This is a genomic window from Streptomyces cyaneofuscatus (genome assembly GCF_042718795.1).
Lineage (GTDB): Bacteria > Actinomycetota > Actinomycetes > Streptomycetales > Streptomycetaceae > Streptomyces > Streptomyces cyaneofuscatus_A.
Genome location: NZ_JBHXOX010000016.1, coordinates 155,656 through 171,810 on the forward strand (window position 1 = coordinate 155,656; position 16,155 = coordinate 171,810).

17 protein-coding genes and 1 pseudogene are annotated in these 16,155 nt (G+C 72.3%); 11 read left to right on the forward strand and 7 right to left on the reverse strand.

Going from position 1 to position 16,155, the window contains the following annotated elements; all coding sequences use genetic code 11:
* Positions 1-31: 31 nt before the first annotated feature.
* Positions 32-597 (reverse strand): annotated as a pseudogene (locus ACFWRT_RS20105) (GNAT family N-acetyltransferase).
* A 107-nt stretch (positions 598-704) separates the two neighbouring features.
* Between ACFWRT_RS20105 and ACFWRT_RS20110 the strand changes: the two are divergent.
* Entirely contained in the window at positions 705-881 is a 177-nt protein-coding gene (locus ACFWRT_RS20110; RefSeq protein ID WP_380952538.1) for a hypothetical protein, read from the forward strand.
* A 127-nt stretch (positions 882-1,008) separates the two neighbouring features.
* Here the strand turns inward: ACFWRT_RS20110 and ACFWRT_RS20115 are convergent, their stop codons facing one another.
* The gene (locus ACFWRT_RS20115; RefSeq protein ID WP_018511887.1) at positions 1,009-1,314 is read right to left on the reverse strand and encodes a hypothetical protein; all 306 of its coding nucleotides are present in this window, start codon (positions 1,312-1,314) and stop codon (positions 1,009-1,011) included.
* A 119-nt stretch (positions 1,315-1,433) separates the two neighbouring features.
* On the opposite strand from ACFWRT_RS20115, the gene ACFWRT_RS20120 reads away from it, so the two are divergent.
* A complete protein-coding gene (locus ACFWRT_RS20120; RefSeq protein ID WP_380952537.1) occupies positions 1,434-1,793 on the forward strand; it encodes an arsenate reductase family protein in 360 nt (119 codons plus the stop codon).
* Positions 1,794-1,802: 9 nt separating this feature from the next.
* Here ACFWRT_RS20120 and ACFWRT_RS20125 read toward each other — a convergent pair whose 3' ends face one another.
* Positions 1,803-2,300, reverse strand: a complete 498-nt coding sequence (locus ACFWRT_RS20125) for a carboxymuconolactone decarboxylase family protein (RefSeq protein ID WP_380952536.1) — start codon at positions 2,298-2,300, stop codon at positions 1,803-1,805.
* A 47-nt stretch (positions 2,301-2,347) separates the two neighbouring features.
* Between ACFWRT_RS20125 and pdxR the strand changes: the two genes are divergently transcribed.
* Positions 2,348-3,778, forward strand: coding sequence for a MocR-like pyridoxine biosynthesis transcription factor PdxR (gene pdxR, locus ACFWRT_RS20130; protein ID WP_380952535.1), 1,431 nt, complete (start codon positions 2,348-2,350; stop codon positions 3,776-3,778).
* An 8-nt stretch (positions 3,779-3,786) separates the two neighbouring features.
* Here pdxR and ACFWRT_RS20135 read toward each other — a convergent pair whose 3' ends face one another.
* On the reverse strand, positions 3,787-4,728 hold the full coding sequence (locus ACFWRT_RS20135; RefSeq protein ID WP_380952534.1) for a Gfo/Idh/MocA family protein: 942 nt from the start codon (positions 4,726-4,728) through the stop codon (positions 3,787-3,789).
* Positions 4,729-4,928: 200 nt separating this feature from the next.
* Between ACFWRT_RS20135 and ACFWRT_RS20140 the strand changes: the two genes are divergently transcribed.
* The 4 genes from ACFWRT_RS20140 (at position 4,929) to ACFWRT_RS20155 (ending at position 9,976) form a co-directional block, all read left to right on the forward strand.
* A complete protein-coding gene (locus tag ACFWRT_RS20140; protein ID WP_380952533.1) occupies positions 4,929-6,404 on the forward strand; it encodes a hypothetical protein in 1,476 nt (491 codons plus the stop codon).
* Positions 6,401-7,546, forward strand: a complete 1,146-nt coding sequence (locus ACFWRT_RS20145) for an ARPP-2 domain-containing protein (protein WP_380952532.1) — start codon at positions 6,401-6,403, stop codon at positions 7,544-7,546. The genes ACFWRT_RS20140 and ACFWRT_RS20145 overlap by 4 nt, the downstream gene beginning before the upstream one ends.
* 199 nt (positions 7,547-7,745) lie before the next feature.
* On the forward strand, positions 7,746-8,780 hold the full coding sequence (gene glnII / locus ACFWRT_RS20150) for a glutamine synthetase (RefSeq protein WP_202590700.1): 1,035 nt from the start codon (positions 7,746-7,748) through the stop codon (positions 8,778-8,780).
* Positions 8,781-9,268: 488 nt separating this feature from the next.
* Entirely contained in the window at positions 9,269-9,976 is a 708-nt protein-coding gene (locus ACFWRT_RS20155; protein ID WP_380952530.1) for a winged helix-turn-helix domain-containing protein, read from the forward strand.
* A gap of 69 nt (positions 9,977-10,045) precedes the next feature.
* On the opposite strand, the gene ACFWRT_RS20160 is transcribed toward ACFWRT_RS20155, so the two are convergent.
* Positions 10,046-10,186 (reverse strand): hypothetical protein, encoded by a 141-nt coding sequence (locus tag ACFWRT_RS20160; RefSeq protein WP_380949602.1) that lies wholly within the window; start codon positions 10,184-10,186, stop codon positions 10,046-10,048.
* 382 nt (positions 10,187-10,568) lie between these two features.
* Between ACFWRT_RS20160 and ACFWRT_RS20165 the strand changes: the two genes are divergently transcribed.
* Complete coding sequence (locus ACFWRT_RS20165; RefSeq protein ID WP_380949592.1) at positions 10,569-11,840, forward strand: sensor histidine kinase; 1,272 nt, start codon at positions 10,569-10,571, stop codon at positions 11,838-11,840.
* Positions 11,825-12,472, forward strand: coding sequence for a response regulator transcription factor (locus ACFWRT_RS20170; RefSeq protein WP_326706216.1), 648 nt, complete (start codon positions 11,825-11,827; stop codon positions 12,470-12,472). The genes ACFWRT_RS20165 and ACFWRT_RS20170 overlap by 16 nt, the downstream gene beginning before the upstream one ends.
* A 96-nt stretch (positions 12,473-12,568) precedes the next feature.
* Here the strand turns inward: ACFWRT_RS20170 and ACFWRT_RS20175 are convergent, their stop codons facing one another.
* Positions 12,569-13,057: a MarR family winged helix-turn-helix transcriptional regulator gene (locus ACFWRT_RS20175; protein WP_380949591.1), complete on the reverse strand. Its 489-nt coding sequence runs from the start codon at positions 13,055-13,057 to the stop codon at positions 12,569-12,571.
* Positions 13,058-13,207: 150 nt separating this feature from the next.
* Here ACFWRT_RS20175 and ACFWRT_RS20180 point away from each other — a divergent pair, with 150 nt between their 5' ends.
* The gene (locus ACFWRT_RS20180) at positions 13,208-13,750 is read left to right on the forward strand and encodes a carboxymuconolactone decarboxylase family protein (RefSeq protein ID WP_380949590.1); all 543 of its coding nucleotides are present in this window, start codon (positions 13,208-13,210) and stop codon (positions 13,748-13,750) included.
* 121 nt (positions 13,751-13,871) lie between these two features.
* Positions 13,872-15,530 carry a DUF1996 domain-containing protein gene (locus ACFWRT_RS20185; protein ID WP_380949589.1) on the forward strand — a complete coding sequence of 553 codons (1,659 nt, stop codon included), beginning with the start codon at positions 13,872-13,874 and terminating at the stop codon, positions 15,528-15,530.
* Between the two features lie 125 nt (positions 15,531-15,655).
* Here ACFWRT_RS20185 and ACFWRT_RS20190 read toward each other — a convergent pair whose 3' ends face one another.
* On the reverse strand, positions 15,656-16,153 hold the full coding sequence (locus tag ACFWRT_RS20190; RefSeq protein WP_380949588.1) for a hypothetical protein: 498 nt from the start codon (positions 16,151-16,153) through the stop codon (positions 15,656-15,658).
* Positions 16,154-16,155: the final 2 nt, after the last annotated feature.

Sequence of the window (16,155 nt, forward strand, 5' to 3'; positions counted from 1 at the left end):
TGAGCAACGGACGCGTCTGGCACGCGGGCCCTCAACGCAGCGCAGGCCGCGCCCGCCCCGCCCGGTACTCGTCCGCCGTGATGCCCAGCAGGACCACGTCGTGGTAGGCGCCCGCGAAGAACTCGTGCTGGCGCAGGCGGCCCTCCTCCACGAAGCCGAGTTTGCGGTAGAGGGCGAGGGAGGCGTCGTTGAAGGCATAGACCTCGACCTCGCACTTGTGGCTGCGCTGTTCGGCGAACATGTAGGTAGGACCAGGTCGGTGGCCTCGGCCGCGTAGCCCTGGCGGCGGTGTTCGCGGGTGACCTCGATGCCCGTAAGGAAGCGGCCCGCCCTGGCGTCCGTCTCGCCGACCGATACCGCGCCGACGAAGGCGTGCTCGAAGCGGGTCTCGATGGCCAGGTGGTACGCGGCCGGGTTCGCGGTGCGGTCGGCGCGTTCGGCGGCCCAGGTGCGGAAGCTCTCGTCCGAGCGCGGCGGGTCGACCACGTCGGCGTTGCGGGCGTCCACGGTGTGCAGGGCCAGGGCCTGGAAACCCTCCCGGTCCGTCGGTTCGATGCCTCTCAGGCGTACCCGCTCGCCGGTCCACAGGTCGCTCATCGTCTGGGCCCGTCTGCCTCCTCCAGCCGTCCTCGTCGTCGCCCCAGGGGCCGGGGCGGCGGTAGGCGGCCCGTTCGGCGGCCTGGGCGGAGGCGACGAACTCCTTTATGAACTCGATCTGTTCGGCGCTGCGGCTCTCCGTGGTGGCCGCGGCCTGGCGGCGTTCCTCGACCCGTTCCGCCGAGCGCTGGGTGGCGCGCTGGCCGAGTGCCGTCAGGCCGCCGCCCAGCGCGCCACCGGCGAGCGAGACGACGGACGTCCACATATCTGCGGCCACGGTGTGATGCCCTTCGCCCGTCTCCCTGTGCGGTCGGGGGCCATGGTCCCGCATGGGCGGTCGGGGCAGCCGTGTGCCCCCGGGCCGATGCACGGACCGGGGGCACAGGGCTGTCGGCGGATAGGCGGGTGGTGTCAGCGGCCGTAGCGGATCAGGGCGCGGACCATGCGGCAGGTGGTGTCGGACGGCGGGTGCATGCCCAGGCGCTCGGCGGTGGTCCGTATCCGGTGGTTTCCGGCGCTGGACGGCTGGTAGACCCCGCTGTCCAGCAGGGCGATCGCCAGGCGCATGGCCTTGAGGCGGCGGTTGTGCGAGACGTACCACTCGCGGGGGCGGCCCGCGGGCAGGCGCTTCTTCGTCGGCGGGGTGGGCAGCGGCGGGTGGAAGGGCATCGGGAGCTGTCGGTCGAGCGGCTCGGTCGTGGCTGCGGCAACGGCCATCGGCATCCTCCTGGCAGGGTGGTGGAACCCTCACGAACTCCCTCCATTTTACTGCCCCCCACTGACAATCGCCCCTGGCCAGAGGCGCTTCCGGCAGTCCCTCGCGTAACCTTGGCCCCATGGAGATCTGGATCAATCCGGCCTGTTCCAAGTGCCGTGCCGCCGTGAGTCTGCTGGACGCCGAAGGGGCCGACTACACCGTCCGGCGCTATCTGGAGGACGTGCCGTCGCCCGAGGAGATCCGGGACGTGCTGGACCGGCTCGGCCTGGAGCCGTGGGACATCACGCGGACGCAGGAAGCGGCGGCCAAGGAGCTCGGGCTCAAGGAGTGGCCGCGGGACGCCGGTTCGCGGGAGCGGTGGGTCACCGTCCTCTCCGAGCATCCGAAGCTGATCCAGCGGCCCATCATCACCGCCGATGACGGTACGGCTGTCGTCGCGCGGAGTGAGGAAGCCGTGCGGGACGCGTTGGGGCGGTAACGCCGGTCGTCAGCGTTCGTCCGTGCCCGCTTGCTTCGCCGTGGCGAGGGCTATGCGGTTCCAGGTGTTGATCGTGAGGATCAGGGCGAGGAGCTGGGCCAGTTCCTGCTCGGTGAAGTGCGTCGCCGCCCTGGCGTGGATCGCGTCCGGGACTCCGGCGTCGGCGACCCGCGTGACCGCGTCCGTCAGGGCCAGGGCCGCCTGCTCCCGTTCCGTGAAGAAGTGGGGCGCCTCCTGCCAGACCGCCACCATGTGCAGCCGCTCCTCGCTCTCCCCCGCCTTCCGCGCGTCCGTCGTGTGCATGTGGAGGCAGTACGCGCAGTGGTTCAGGTGCGACGAGCGGATCTGGACCAGCTCCACCAGCGTCGGGTCCAGGCCCTCGCGGGCCGCCGCGTCCAGGCCGATCACTGCCCGGAACACCTTCGGGGCGGCCTTCGCGAAATTGAGCCGAGCGGTGGGGGCGGGGGTGGCGGTGCGGTTCTGCGGCTTGATCTCTGTCGTCGTCATGGGTACGAATCTATGGGCACAGGCGACCGGTTGTGGGGTGCAATCTGATGGCTGAATCGTGGGTCAATTCTGCGGAGATCCTGGGTAGTGATCTGCCGCTGGAGCTCTCCGGTACCGGGAACCGCCGGGCCGTCCTGATGAGTGCCCTCCGCGACGCCGTCCGCAGCGGGCGGCTCTCCCCGGGGACGCGGCTGCCGCCGTACCGTTCCCTCGCCGCCGACCTCGGGCTCGCCCGTAACACCGTCGCCGACGCCTACGCGGAGCTCGTCGCGGAGGGCTGGCTCGCCGCCCGCCAGGGCTCGGGCACCCGGGTCGCCGAGCGGGCCGCGCCCGTCACCCCGGCCCACCGCCCCCGCACCCCGGAACGCCCCTCCCGCCCCGTCCACGACCTGGTCCAGGGGCAGCCGGACCCCGCCGCCTTCCCGCGCACCGCCTGGCTGGCCGCCGCGCGGCGGGCGCTCGCCACGGCACCCGACGACGCGTTCGGACCCGGCGATCCGCACGGGCGGACCGAGCTGCGGCGGGCGCTGGCCGGGTATCTGGCCCGGGTACGCGGGGTGCGGGTCTCCCCGGAGCGCCTCGTGATCTGTTCCGGCGCCGCGCACGGGCTGCGGCTCCTGGCGGACGTCGTGGGCGGGCCGTGGGCGGCGGAGGCGTACGGGCTGCCGTTCCACCGCGGGCTGCTCGCCTCGCACGGCGTCGGCACCCGGCCGGTGGGTGTGGACAGCGACGGGGCCCGGGTCGGTGAACTCACCCGCCGCGACCGGGCCGTACTCCTCACGCCCGCCCACCAGTTCCCGACCGGCGGGCCGCTGCACCCCGCGCGGCGGGCGGCCGTGGTCGACTGGGCCCGGTCCACCGGCGGGCTCGTCGTGGAGGACGACTACGACGGGGAGTTCCGCTACGACCGGCAACCCGTGGGCGCCGTGCAAGGACTCGATCCCGAGCATGTGGTGCTGCTGGGGTCGGTGAGCAAGAGCCTCTCCCCCGCTCTGCGCATCGGCTGGATGGTGCTGCCCGAGCGGCTGGTGGCGCCCGTCGTCGCGGCGAAGGGCGAGCGCGAGCAGTTCTCCAGCGCCACCGATCAGTTGACGCTGGCGGATTTCGTGGAGTCGGGCGCGTACGACCGTCATGTACGCCGGATGCGGCAGCGCCACCGGCGGCGCCGGGACCAACTGGTGGCGGCCCTGGAGCAGCGGGCCCCGCACGTCCGCGTCACCGGGATCGCGGCGGGGCTGCACGCGGTGGTGGAGCTGCCGCCCGGCACCGAGCGGTCGGTGGTGCGGGCGGCGGCCTGGCAGGGACTCGCGGTGGAGGGGCTCGCCGACTACCGGCACCCGGGGGCGGAGCAGGCGGAGAGCGAGCGGGCGGACGGTGAGCGGGATGGGCTCGTCGTGGGGTACGCCACGCCCGCCGAACACGCCTACCCGGAGGCGTTGGAGGCCCTGTGCCGGGCCCTCCCGCCGCCGAACGCCTAGGTGACCCTCTACTCCGTCCGGTCCGCCTGAGCCTCCGCCTCTGCCAGCAGCTCCGTCAAGCGGAGGCCGAAGCGGGCGTCGCAGGCGTGCGGCACCCCCGTACGTACCGCCTCGGCCAGCGCGTCCACCGCGCCCCGGAACGCCGCCTCCGCGCCGTCCCAGTCCGGGATCGCGACCGTGCCGTGCTCGCCCCGCAGCTCGATGTCCATGCCCGCCGCGGCCGGCGGGGCGCTCAGGCCGAGGGTCACCGTGCTGGAGGCGCCGGAGGTGTGGCGCAGGATCAGGTGGGTGGTGTCGGCCGGTCCGCGCGCGGCGGTCAGCTCCGTGACCTCGCCGAGGACCGGGATCAGCACCGAGAGCGCGTGCGGGCCGACGTCCCACAGGCCGCCCTTCTCGCGCCGCCACGGCGAGTCGGCGTACTCGCTGGCCGAACCCTCCGCGTAGAGCGAGCCGAGCCACTGGGCGCGGGCGGTGAACCAGCCGTCCACCGCCGCCTGTTCGGCGATCCACGCGGCGGTCCCGGGTGCGAAGCGGAGCGTGCAGAAGACGACGGATGCGACCTGCGCCTTGGCCGCCGCCTCCGCGACCGCGCGGGCTCCCTCGACCGTCGTCGCGACCGGCTTGTCCATCAGGAGGTGGCGGCCCGCCTCCGCCGCCCGGACCGCGAGCGGCGCCTGGATGTCCGGCGGCAGCGCGAACGCCACCGCGTCGCTCGCCTCCAGCAGCGCGTCGATCCCCGCCTCCCCCGTGTACGCCCGGGCCCCATGGGCGGCGGCCAGCTCCTCGGCCGCCTCTGACCGGCGGCCCCACACCCCGCTCAGCTCGACGCCTGGGTGGGCGGCGAGCGCGGGCGCCTGGGTGTTCCGCGCCCAGGGGCCCGTGCCGAGGAGGCCGATGCGGAGGGGGGTGGTGGTGCGTGTGGTGCTGGTGGTGTCGGCGGGTGTCTTCATGGGGGTCAGTGTGCCCGGTGTGCCGCAACGGTGGGGTGCCACCCGAATGCGGTGGCGGAGAGCGAGCAGGCAAGGTTACGTTTCCTTGGCCGGCCGCGGGACTTCGGCTGCGACTACCGGGACTTGCCTGTTAGCGATGATTTCGTTGTTCGCGCCTCCATTCCCCGGCCGGCATCCGCAGTCCGCACCGGGGGAAGACCATGCGTACGCCCGAGAACTCCGCCGATCTCGTCGCCGCCGAAGATGTCCTGCTCTTCGCGAACGCGGTGATCACCGCGACCGGACAGCGCGAGTTCCGGTCGGGCGCGCTCGACCAGCAACTGTCGCTGGACTTCCTGCACGCCTACGTCCGGGTCAATTACCGCCGCGTGTACGCCGCTTCCCTCGCCCTCGACATCAACGACCACAACGCCGCCCGCATCGTGCTCGGCCTCCTGGAGACCGCGGGCGAGGCGGACGCCGAGGAGCGGCGCACCGAGGGACGGCTGATCGCCGCCCGGCTGGCGCGGCTGCCTCCGCAGCGGGTCTACCGCCTCTTCGGCGAGGTGCGCCGGGCCGGGATCAACAACCGGCGCACCCGGGCGATCATGCGCGACTGGCTGGCGGCCCGGCCGGATCTCGGGCACGACGCGGTGAAGTACCGGAGCGGGGTGAGGACGGCCGCCCGCCATGTCCATCTGCGCTGCCCGCAGGGGGCGGACCCGCTCGCCGAGATCGGGGCGTTCCTGTTCCGGCCGGGGAAGCTGCCGCGGTACGAGCACCCGCTGCTGGACGCCTGGCGGCGCGCGCACTACGAGCAGGGGGCCGTGGCCGAGCTGCCGTTCACCGTCGCGGAGGGGTTCGCGGCCCGGCACGGGATGAAGCGCGAGGTGTTCCTGAAGCGGGCCGCGCCCCGGATGACCCGGCTGGAGCGGCTGCGCACCCAGGCCGCATTCCAGCGGACGGACGTCGATCTGACCGTGATGCCGCTGACCCGGCTGGCGCTGTACGTCCTCGCGCTCCCCTTCGATCAGCGTGCCGCCCGCCGCGCCGAGCTGACCGGTGCCCTGCGCACGGCCGCGCGACGGGCGGCGGGGAAGCAGGCCGGGAGCTGGGGCCGGGTCCATGCCGTGCTGGACGACAGCTTCTCCTCGTCCGGGTCGGTGCAGAAGCGGCGGCGGCCGCTCGCCGTGGCCCTGGCCTGTCACCACCTGCTGGAGGCTCTCGCCGCGCCGGGTGCGTACCGGGGGCTGTGGACCTCGGGGCGGGGTGACGCCCTGCTCGTCCGTCCGTGGGGGCCGACCCCGCTCGGGATGCGGGTCCTGGACGCGCTGGAGCCCGGGCCGGGCGGTGCGGAGCCGGACCGGCTGGTGATCGTGTCGGACGGCTGGGACAACGCCCCGGCGGGTCTGGCGGGCGAGGTGCTGCGGGTGTGGCGCGCGCGGCTGGATCCGGGGCGGCGGACGGCGGTGGTGCACGTCAACCCCGTATACGACGCGGACGGTTTCGACGTGCGGCGGCTCGCGGCGGGGGTGCCGACGGCCGGGATCCGGGACGCGGAGGATCTGCCCGCCCTGGTGGAGATCGCCCGGTTCGCGGAGGGGCGGACCGGGGCGGCGGAGCTGCACGCGTATCTGGACCGGCGGGTGGCGCTGTTCCTGGGAGAGAGGGAGACCGAGAAGGAGGCCGTGTCGTGAACCGGCTGGAGCTCACCGGGCTCACCATCCGGCCCGCGCAGGTGTGGGGCGGCGTCCGGCTCGTGCCGCTGGTGCGTGAGGCGCCGGTGGAGGGGCTGCGGCTGCACCGGGAGGTGTACGAGGGGCTCGGGGCGGGGGTCGTCGAGTTCGGGGACCGTACGCAGTACGTCTCGTACGTCCCGCACGGGCTGGTCGCCGACTGGTCGGGCGAGGGCCCCGAAGTTCCGGGAGGCGGCGGGCAGTCGGCCGCGTACGGGACCCAGCTCGGCGGTGGCGGGCGGGACGTGCCCCGTACCGTCCGGCTGCCCCGGCCGCCCCTCCACCGCATGGCCAAGCGTCGCCCCGGCGACCGGCTGCGGTTCCTGCCGCTCCACCTGGCCCTGGAGGGGTACCTCGCGCTGCACTTCGGCGGGCCGTCCACCGCCTGGGAGGAGTGGTCGCGGCGGGCGCTGCGCGACGGGCTGTCGCCGCGCGCGGAGGACGCGTACCTCGGGTGGTCGGTGCGCGGGCTCGGGGACGCGCTGCGGATCTTCGAGATCCACCCGGACCAGTGCGGGGTGATGGTGTACGTCTCCGACGCGCTCGCCGCCGCCTTCGTGGTGCCGCACCCGGACGACTACCGGCTGCTGCACGCCTCGCTGGTGGAGGACCTCTACGGGGAGCTGGTGCACCAGTACGCGCTGTACGGCGCGCCGGTGGCGGAGTTCGGCGCGCAGCTCGGGGACGGAGCGCACATCCGTACGCTCGCGGATCTGCGGGCCGCCGCGCGGGGGCAGGAGCGGGCGTGGGAGGAGGCGCACGAGAGCCTGTTCGCGCGGGAGCTGCTGGACTGCTCGTACGGCTTCGACCGGGTCTACCGCATGGGGTCGTTCACCCTGTGGCGGTTCCTGCCGCCGTTCGTCCGGGACGGCGGCGGTCAGCACATCGGGGAGACGGTCACCGACCACAAGGGGCGGGTCGCCTACCTCAAGACGTTCCGGCTCTCCGACGCCCAGATCCGGCGCGGCTATCTGCTGCACGTCCTCGCGGGCGCGGACTGGGAGCTGTCCCGGGCGGCCGCCACGCTGGGGTCGAGCCGGGAGGAGTTGGTGCGGCGAATCCGTGCCGCCGGGTTCTCGGAGCTCCTCAAAGGCAACGTGTGAGCAGTAAAGGGCGACGTGTGAGCAGTAGAGGACGAAGCGGGCCTCTCCCTCAGGGGCAACGGGTGACGAGTCCCTACAAGGCGCCCTTTTATCGCAGGAAACCTCGGTAACACGGGGTTCACACTCGGGCAACGGACGGGAAATCGCGTCTTGCCAAGCTGCGCGGCATAGACCGCTGCACCCGCAAAGGATGGCGTCCGTGACGTTCAAGGCTGAGTACATCTGGATAGACGGCACCGAGCCGACCGCCAAGCTTCGCTCCAAGACGAAGATCATGGACGGCACGCCGTCGGGCGACGTGGCGGATCTCCCGATCTGGGGATTCGACGGTTCCAGCACCAACCAGGCCGAGGGCCACGCCTCCGACCGGGTGCTGAAGCCCGTCTTCACCTGTCCGGACCCGATCCGTGGCGGCGACGACGTCCTCGTCCTGTGCGAGGTCTTCAACATCGACATGACGCCGCACGAGTCCAACACCCGGGCCGTGCTCCGTCCGGTCGCCGAGCAGTTCGCGGGCCAGGCTCCGATCTTCGGCATCGAGCAGGAGTACACCTTCTTCGACGGCCACCGGCCGCTCGGCTTCCCCGAGGGCGGCTTCCCGGCCGCGCAGGGCGGCTACTACTGCGGGGTCGGCGCGGACGAGATCTTCGGCCGCGAGATCGTGGAGAAGCACCTCGACAACTGCCTGGCCGCCGGGCTCGGGATCTCCGGTATCAACGCCGAGGTCATGCCGGGCCAGTGGGAGTTCCAGGTGGGCCCGCTCTCCCCGCTGGAGGTCTCCGACCAGCTGTGGGTGGCCCGTTGGCTGCTCTACCGCACCGCCGAGGACTTCGACGTCTCCGCGACTCTGGACCCGAAGCCGGTCAAGGGCGACTGGAACGGCGCGGGCGCGCACACCAACTTCTCCACCAAGGCGATGCGCGAGGGGTACGAGGCGATCATCACCGCGTGCGAGTCGCTGGGTGAGGGTTCCAAGCCGCTGGACCATGTGAAGAACTACGGCGCGGGCATCGACGACCGGCTCACCGGTCTGCACGAGACGGCCCCGTGGAACGAGTACAGCTACGGCGTCTCCAACCGCGGCGCCTCGGTCCGTATCCCCTGGCAGGTCGAGCAGGACCAGAAGGGGTACATCGAGGACCGCCGTCCCAACGCCAACGTCGACCCGTACGTCGTCACGCGGCTCATCGTCGACACCTGCTGCACCGCGCTGGAGAAGGCCGACCAGGTCTGATCCCGATCAGATCCGGTCCCGATCAGGTCGAGTTCCGATCAGGTCGAATTCCGATCAGGTCCGGTGCCGATCAGGTCCGGTCCCGACGCCACGGATGTCCCAGGGGCCCGCCGGTTCACACCGGCGGGCCTCTTCCCCGTGTGTTTCCCCGCTCCCGCTCGTTCGAGACCGGAGGAAGGAAAAGTGAGCAGGAAAAAGCGCAGCGTGAGGAAGGTAACGCCAAGAGGCCGTATCGACGGGTGAGAGGAGTCTGATGCATTGCCGCAATGTCTGCTTCAATGGAGCCATGGCCAGCTTCCAGTACATCGCGTCGGGTCGCAGCGACCTTGAGCCGTTCTGGCCTTCCCGTCAGCACCATGATTTCGACCGGGTGTGTTGCCGCGCGTGGAACGCGCAGGCCCTCTAAAGCCGCTCACCCCGGCCTTCGGTCCGCGCGCACGACGTAAGTCCGTCCTCGACGACTCCTCGCGCGAAAGAGCTGACCCTCCATGGCGAACACCCGTACTTTCTCCGCCGCTTCCGCTGCCACCGCAGCCTCGTCGGCGCCCGCTGCGGCCAACCCCACCGCCCGCACCCTCTCCCCCAACCGGCACCGTCTGCGCGCCGTCGACCGTGACGAGGTCGCCCGGCTCTCCGACGTGGCCGACTTCCTGCCGCCGGGCGCGACCTGGCTGCCCGCCCCCCAGCACACGCTTCCCGCCCTGCCGGGCCAGCCGCCGATGATCGGTTACCTGGTGCTCGTGCCGGCCGACCAGCAGCCGGCGCTCGCCGGGGCGGTCGCCGCCTCCCAGCACGCCCGCCAGCTCGACCGGCAGACCGACCGGCAGACCGACCGCCGGCTCGACCGGCAGGGCCGCGCGCCCTTCGCCCAGCAGTCGGCGCCGGAGGCGCAGGCGGCCGAGGAGGCGGCGTCGCCCGGTCCGGTCCGGATCGACGCGACCCGGCGTACGGCCTCCGTCGACGGGGTCACCCTCGACCTCACGTACCTGGAGTTCGAACTGCTGGCCCACCTGGTGGCGCACCCGCACCGGGTGCACACCCGCGACCAGTTGGTGACGACGGTGTGGGGGTACGGGCACGTGGGCGACGGGCGCACCGTCGACGTCCATGTCGCCCGGCTGCGCCGCAAGCTCGGTGCGGAGCACCGGCGTTCGATCCAGACGGTCCGCCGGGTGGGGTACAAGTACACGCCCTGAACCGCCTGTTGCGCATGCGGCGGCCCCGGGCCACGGTTTCGTACCGTGGCCCGGGGCCGCCGCCGTGTGTCACACCTTCTCGGTTACGGGGGTGGCGCCCGCCGTCCGGTCACGCTCGTCGCCCTCCAGGCCCGGCAGCCGCGAAAGGCCCCTCGGTGTCCGCCAGTTGCGTTCGCCGAGGAGAAGCATCACGGAGGGCAGGAGCACCATCCGTACGACGGTGGCGCCGAGCAGCACCGGCGTCGGTCAGTGCCGCGGCGGCCGCCTTCCAGTCGCCGGCGGCGGTAGCGGAGACCATGACCAGTTCGCCGGCCGGCTCGGTGAGGCCCGCGTCCTGGAGGATCTGCTCGGCGCGGGCGGAGTCGCCGGCCCCGTCCTCCGCGGCGGACATCTCGACCCTGCCGAAACCTGCGCCCGCCCGCCCCAGCCGTCGGAGCCCCCCTCTTCGGCGGGGGCCGGCACGAGGTCCGGGGGTGGTGCTGGCCACACCCTCGGGTGGGTGGCGTACCGGCTGCCGCAGCGGGGCGGGCGCGGGCGAGACTTGCAGCACGACGGGGGCCGGCTCGGGTCCCGCGAGGGGAGAGGGATCACGATGAACGCACTCGCGACACGGATACGGCCGCCGATGCTGGCGGCGGGACGAGGACTGGTCCTGTCGGTCTACGGGCTGGCGGTCTCCATCACGCTGTTCGTCCTCGCGGTGCTCTCGATCACCTTCATCCTGCTGGGCATCGGGGTGTTCACCACCCCGGTCGTGCTGGAGGGGGTGCGCCGGCACGCCAACCAGCGGCGGTTGTGGGCGGCCGACTGGTCCGGCGTACGGATACCCGTGCCGTACCGCCCGTTCCCGCCGGACCTTCGCCGGGGTGTCACCGGGCAGGTGGAGCGGACCACGCTGCTGCTCAAGGACCCGGCGACCTGGCGGGACCTCCAGTGGCTGCTGGTCGACATGACGGCCGGGGCCGTGCTGGCCGTGCTGGCCGCGGCGCTGATGGTCTACCCGATCGAGTCGGTGGTGCTGGCGGCGGGGCTGTGGCGGGTCTTCCAGGACGGCAGCCCGTACTGGTACGGGTTCGTGCCGGTGGACAGCCAGCACACGGGGCTGGCCGCCCTGGGGCTCGGCGCGGTGCTCTTCCTCCTCGGCCTGCTGGCCGCCGAGCCGGTGCTGCGGGCGCACTTCCTGCTGGCCCGCACACTGCTGGCGCCGACGCCCGAGCAGACGCTGGCGCAGCGGGTGGACCGGCTCACCGAGACCCGGCACGAGGCGGTGGACACCGCCGCCTCCGAGCTGCGGCGCATCGAGCGGGACCTGCACGACGGGGCGCAGGCGCGGCTGGTCGCGATGGGGATGAACCTGGGCACGATCGAGGCGCTCATCGAGAAGGACCCCGCGCAGGCGAAGAAGTTGCTGGCGACGGCCCGGGAGTCGTCGGCGGAGGCGCTGACCGAGCTGCGTGACCTGGTCCGGGGCATCCACCCGCCGGTCCTCGCCGAACGGGGTCTCGGGGACGCGGTCAGGGCGCTGGCCCTGCGGCTGCCGGTGGCAACGGAGGTGACGGTGGAGCTGCCGGGGCGGGCGGAGGCGTCGGTGGAGTCGGCGGCGTACTTCGCGGTGAGCGAGGCCCTGACCAATGCGGTCAAGCACGCCGGCGGCGACCGGATCTGGGTGGACCTGCACCACGGCGAGGGCATGCTCCGGATCTCCGTGACGGACAACGGCGGGGGCGGTGCGCGGATCGGCTCGGGCTCCGGACTGAGCGGAATCGAACGGCGACTCGGTACATTCGACGGCGTCCTGGCCGTCAGCAGCCCCGCGGGCGGCCCCACCATGGTCACCATGGAGCTGCCTTGCGTGTTGTCCTAGCCGAAGATCTCTTCCTGCTGCGCGACGGGCTGGTGCGCATGCTGGAGGCGTACGGGTTCGAGATCGCCGCCGCTGTGGAGACCGGGCCCGAACTGAGCAAGGCGCTGGCCGAGTTGGAGCCGGACGTCGCGGTCGTCGACGTCCGGCTCCCGCCGTCCCACACGGACGAGGGGCTCCAGTGCGCCCTGGCCGCCCGGCGGGCCCGGCCGGGGCTGCCGGTGCTGGTGCTCTCGCAGCACGTGGAGCAGTTGTACGCCCGGGAGTTGCTGGCCGACGGCAACGGGGGGATCGGCTATCTGCTGAAGGACCGGGTCTTCGACGCGGACCAGTTCATCGACGCCGTACGGAGGGTGGCGGCGGGCGGCACGGCGATGGACCCGCAGGTGATCTCCCAGCTCCTGTCGCGCCGTTCGCAGGACAAGCCGATGGGCGGGCTCACCCCACGCGAGCGGGAGGTGATGGAGTTGGTGGCCCAGGGCCGGTCCAACACGGCGATCGCCGCCCAGTTGGTGATCACGGAGCGGGCGATCGCCAAGCACACCTCGAACATCTTCGGGAAGCTCGGCCTGCCGCCCTCGGACGACGACAACCGCCGGGTGCTGGCGGTGCTCGCGTATCTGGACCGGGGCTGATCCGGGAGCGGCAGAACCGGCCGCCCCGGCGGCGGCGCGGCCGAACCAGGGGCACGGCTGCTCCCCGAGCCCGGCCGCGCCCCGTTCGGGCGCCGGTCAGCCCGTGAACCAGCCGGCCGCGTCCAGCCGGAACGCGTACGTCGGAGCCATGGTGCGCAGGTCCGCCTCCAGCGCCACCAGCCGTTCCTCCCCCAGCGCCCGGGCCCACTCGGCGCGCAGCCGGTCGAAGCCCTCGGCGGACCGGGCCAGCAGGTCGATGCCGTGCGGGGTCAGGCGGATCACGGAGCGCCGGCCGTCGGCGGGATCGGCGGCGCGCTCCACGTAGCCGAGCGTCTCCAGCTTGTCGACGGTCTTGCCCGCCGCCTGTTTGGAGACCCCGAGCCGTCGGCCCATCTCGCTGATGCCCGCGCCCTCGCGGCCCACCGCCTGGAGAGCGAAGCCGTACGCGGGCCGGGTCTCGGGGTGCCCGTGCTCGGCCAGGTCCCGGTGCAGGGCGTCGATGACGGAGCGGAAGCCGGCGAAGAGGAGCAACGGGAGCTCGAAGCCGGCCGGCCCACCGTCGGACGCCTCTGGCCCACCCCCCAAAGGTTCTGCTCCGCCCCCGGGCACCCCTCCTCCCCCTCCGGCGGCCTCAGCCATTGCCGAACTCGACAACCTGGTTTACTTTCTTTTCGTCAACCATGTTGTCGATCCTACCTGCCCCCCCCTCTCCCGCACCCCCTCGAAAGGTCCGCCATGCCCTTCCCCGACCACACCCCCGACACCGCCCCGCCCGCCGCACGGCGGGCGCTGGAGTCGGTGACCGCGCGCCTGGGCTACCGGCCCGCCGCCGTCGCCCGGCTCGCCACCTCGCCCCACACCCTGGACGGCTTCCTCAAGCTCAGCGCGGCCTTCGAGTCCTGCACGCTGGACCCGCTCTCCCGCGAGGTCCTGATCATGACGATGGCCACCCGCAACGACTGCCACGTCTGCGTCGCGATGCACACGGCCAAGCTGACTCGCATGGGCGCCGACCCAGCGCTCCTCACCGCTCTCCGCGACCGCGCGAACCCCGCACTGCCCGATGACCGCCTGGAAGCCGTACGCCGGTTCACGCTCGCGGTGCTCACCTCGGCGGGTGCGGTCGACGCCGCCGCGCTGCGGGACTTCCTTTCGTACGGCTACACCGAGCAGAACGCCCTGGAAGTGGTCCTGGGCATCGGCGCGTACACCCTGTCCACCCTCGCCAACCGACTCACGGGAGCACCGGTGGACGCCGCATTGGCCTCCTTCGCCTGAGAGTTGGGCATTCCGGCCGCTTTCCGGCTGGAGCTTCGCACGAATCGGCCGGGGGGCTGAACAGGGCGCCGGGGCCACGCGTATGGGACGTCACGCTTCTCCCTCGAAGCAGAGGAGTCCCATGCGACGCACAGCACGTACACCCCGTACGTCCCGCAAGAAACGCTCAAGCCTGGCCAACCGGGCCATAGCCGCCTCCGCCGCCCTGATCCTGGGCGGGGGCGGGCTGGTGGCGGTCAATGTCTACGCCTCCGCGGGGGAAGGGCCGTCCGGATCGCCGCCCACCACCCGGGCCCAGAACACGGGCCGCCAGATGTCCACCATCGACTGTCCCGATGCCGGTAACGAACTGCCCGACGTGCCCGAGCAGGCACGCCCCGAGGTCGACCGCGAGCTCGCCGCGATGGATACCCAGATCACCGATGCCTACCGGCAGTTCGCCGACCGGAAGGAGCAGATATCCCAGGATCCCGGACTTGCCGAGAACGCCGTGCTCGGCCCGTTGCGGAACAAGCGGACGGCGAGTCTCGACCGTATCGGCATCGCGATCGGGCGCGTCGGGGAGCGGCCCGCGGGGATCGAAGGTCTCGCCGGGTGCAGCCTGCGCGCCGACGACAGCGCCTCCGGCAACCCCGGCGGCGATACGGGTGACGGCGGCAATGGCGGCAACGGCAGCAATGGCGGTGGTGGTAACGGCAACGGCAACGGCGGTCAGGACGACGGCCAGGGACAGGACCAGGGCCAGAACCAAGGCCAGGGCGATGACCAGGGCCAAGGTGACAACCAGGGCCAGGGTGACAACCAAGGCCAAGGTGACAACCAGGGCAACGGTCAGGACCCGGGCGACGGCCAGGACCCAGGTCAGGGTCAGGGAGGTCAGGGCGGTCAGGGTGGCAACGGGCCCGAGCCGTCCGATTTTGTCGACATCCAGTCCGTCCAGCCCAATGTGCAGCGCCCCCGCCAGCGCCGCGGCGCCTCCCGGGGCACCTTCACCACCGACTGCGGCCGTAACGAGAACGGGAAGTTCAACCCCGACAACGTCATCGTCGCGCCCGGCGTGAGCAACGGCGCGCACCACATGCACGACTACATCGGCAACCAGGCCAACGACGCCTTCGCCAGCGACGACGACCTGGCGAACGGCGCCACCACCTGCCGCAACCAGGGCGACCGGTCGACCTACTACTGGCCCGTGCTGCGCCTGCAGAACGGGCAGGACGAGGCCGACGCGAACGCCGACGGCGGGGGCAAGGACCAGAATGTCGGCGAGATCCAGACACCGTCCCAGGTGACCCTGAAGTTCGTCGGCTCCCCCGTCAGCAGGGTCACGGCGATGCCGCGCTTCCTGCGGATCATCACCGGGGACGCCAAGGCGTTCACCAACGGCGACGCCAACGCCAACGCCTCCTGGAGCTGCACCGGCTTCGAGGACCGGCAGCTCAAGGACAAGTACCCGATCTGCCCCGAGGGCAGCCAGGTGGTCCGTACGTTCGCCTTCCAGAACTGCTGGGACGGGCAGAACACCGACAGCGCCAACCACCGCACCCATGTGGCGTTCGCGCAGGCCGACGGCCGTTGCCCGGGCGGGTTCCGGGCGGTTCCGCAACTGGTCCAGCGGATCGTGTACGACGTGCCGCCGGGGCCCGGCTTCGCCGTCGACTCCTTCCCCGAGCAACTGCACAAGCCGATCACCGACCACGGCGACTTCATCAACGTCTTCGACCAGAGGCTGATGAAGAAGCTGGTGCGGTGCATCAACGACGGGCGCAGGTGCCGCTGATACGACACCGGAGGCACCTGAGGCACCGAGGGCGCCTGAGGCACCTAAGACGCCGAGAGGGCCGGTGCCGGTGATTCGGCACCGGCACCGGCCCTCGTAACGCCCGTCCCCCTCAACCTGCGCGGTCAGCTCCCGTGGTGACCGGAGTGCCCTTCCTCGCTCCCCCCATCGCCGCTCTCCCCCGAGTGGTGCGGCGAGGCGGTCTCCACCGTCCCCCCGAGTCGGCCGCGCAGCGCCGCGACCACCTTCGCGTCACCGACGGCGACCCAGCGCCGGCCGACGAGGTACGAACCGCCGTAGTCCTTGGCCTCGTTGATCCACTCGCGCTGGCCGCGGTCGGTCGCGAAGGTGGTCAGTACGTAACGTCCCTTCGCGGTCTTGCAGTTGGCCTGCCGGAGCTCCTGGGCGTCGGTCTGTACGTTGGGGTCGCAGCCGGCCTTCCCGGCCAGTTGCTCCAGGGTTCCCGTCGCAGTCGGCGGTGCCGAGGGACGGTCGTTCCCCGCGCCGTCGGCCGCGTTCTGTTTGTCGTCCGCGCTGCACCCGCTCAGGAGCAGCAGCGCTGCCAGGAGGGTGCCCGCGGCCCGGGGGCCGGCTCCGACTCGCCATTCCGGTTCTGTCGCCATCG

Bases quoted from the DNA above. Each gene is read 5' to 3' on its own strand.
- ACFWRT_RS20110 (WP_380952538.1), top strand. From the start codon at position 705: ATGAACTCGATCTGTTCGGCGCTGCGGCTCTCCGTGGTGGCCGCGGCC.
- ACFWRT_RS20120 (WP_380952537.1), top strand. From the start codon at position 1,434: ATGGAGATCTGGATCAATCCGGCCTGTTCCAAGTGCCGTGCCGCCGTG.
- ACFWRT_RS20180 (WP_380949590.1), top strand. From the start codon at position 13,208: ATGCCCTTCCCCGACCACACCCCCGACACCGCCCCGCCCGCCGCACGG.
- ACFWRT_RS20160 (WP_380949602.1), bottom strand. From the start codon at position 10,186: ATGGTGCTCCTGCCCTCCGTGATGCTTCTCCTCGGCGAACGCAACTGG.
- ACFWRT_RS20140 (WP_380952533.1), top strand. From the start codon at position 4,929: ATGCGTACGCCCGAGAACTCCGCCGATCTCGTCGCCGCCGAAGATGTC.
- ACFWRT_RS20155 (WP_380952530.1), top strand. From the start codon at position 9,269: ATGGCGAACACCCGTACTTTCTCCGCCGCTTCCGCTGCCACCGCAGCC.
- pdxR (WP_380952535.1), top strand. From the start codon at position 2,348: ATGGCTGAATCGTGGGTCAATTCTGCGGAGATCCTGGGTAGTGATCTG.
- ACFWRT_RS20115 (WP_018511887.1), bottom strand. From the start codon at position 1,314: ATGGCCGTTGCCGCAGCCACGACCGAGCCGCTCGACCGACAGCTCCCG.
- ACFWRT_RS20125 (WP_380952536.1), bottom strand. From the start codon at position 2,300: ATGACGACGACAGAGATCAAGCCGCAGAACCGCACCGCCACCCCCGCC.
- ACFWRT_RS20165 (WP_380949592.1), top strand. From the start codon at position 10,569: ATGAACGCACTCGCGACACGGATACGGCCGCCGATGCTGGCGGCGGGA.
- ACFWRT_RS20135 (WP_380952534.1), bottom strand. From the start codon at position 4,728: ATGAAGACACCCGCCGACACCACCAGCACCACACGCACCACCACCCCC.
- ACFWRT_RS20185 (WP_380949589.1), top strand. From the start codon at position 13,872: ATGCGACGCACAGCACGTACACCCCGTACGTCCCGCAAGAAACGCTCA.
- ACFWRT_RS20190 (WP_380949588.1), bottom strand. From the start codon at position 16,153: ATGGCGACAGAACCGGAATGGCGAGTCGGAGCCGGCCCCCGGGCCGCG.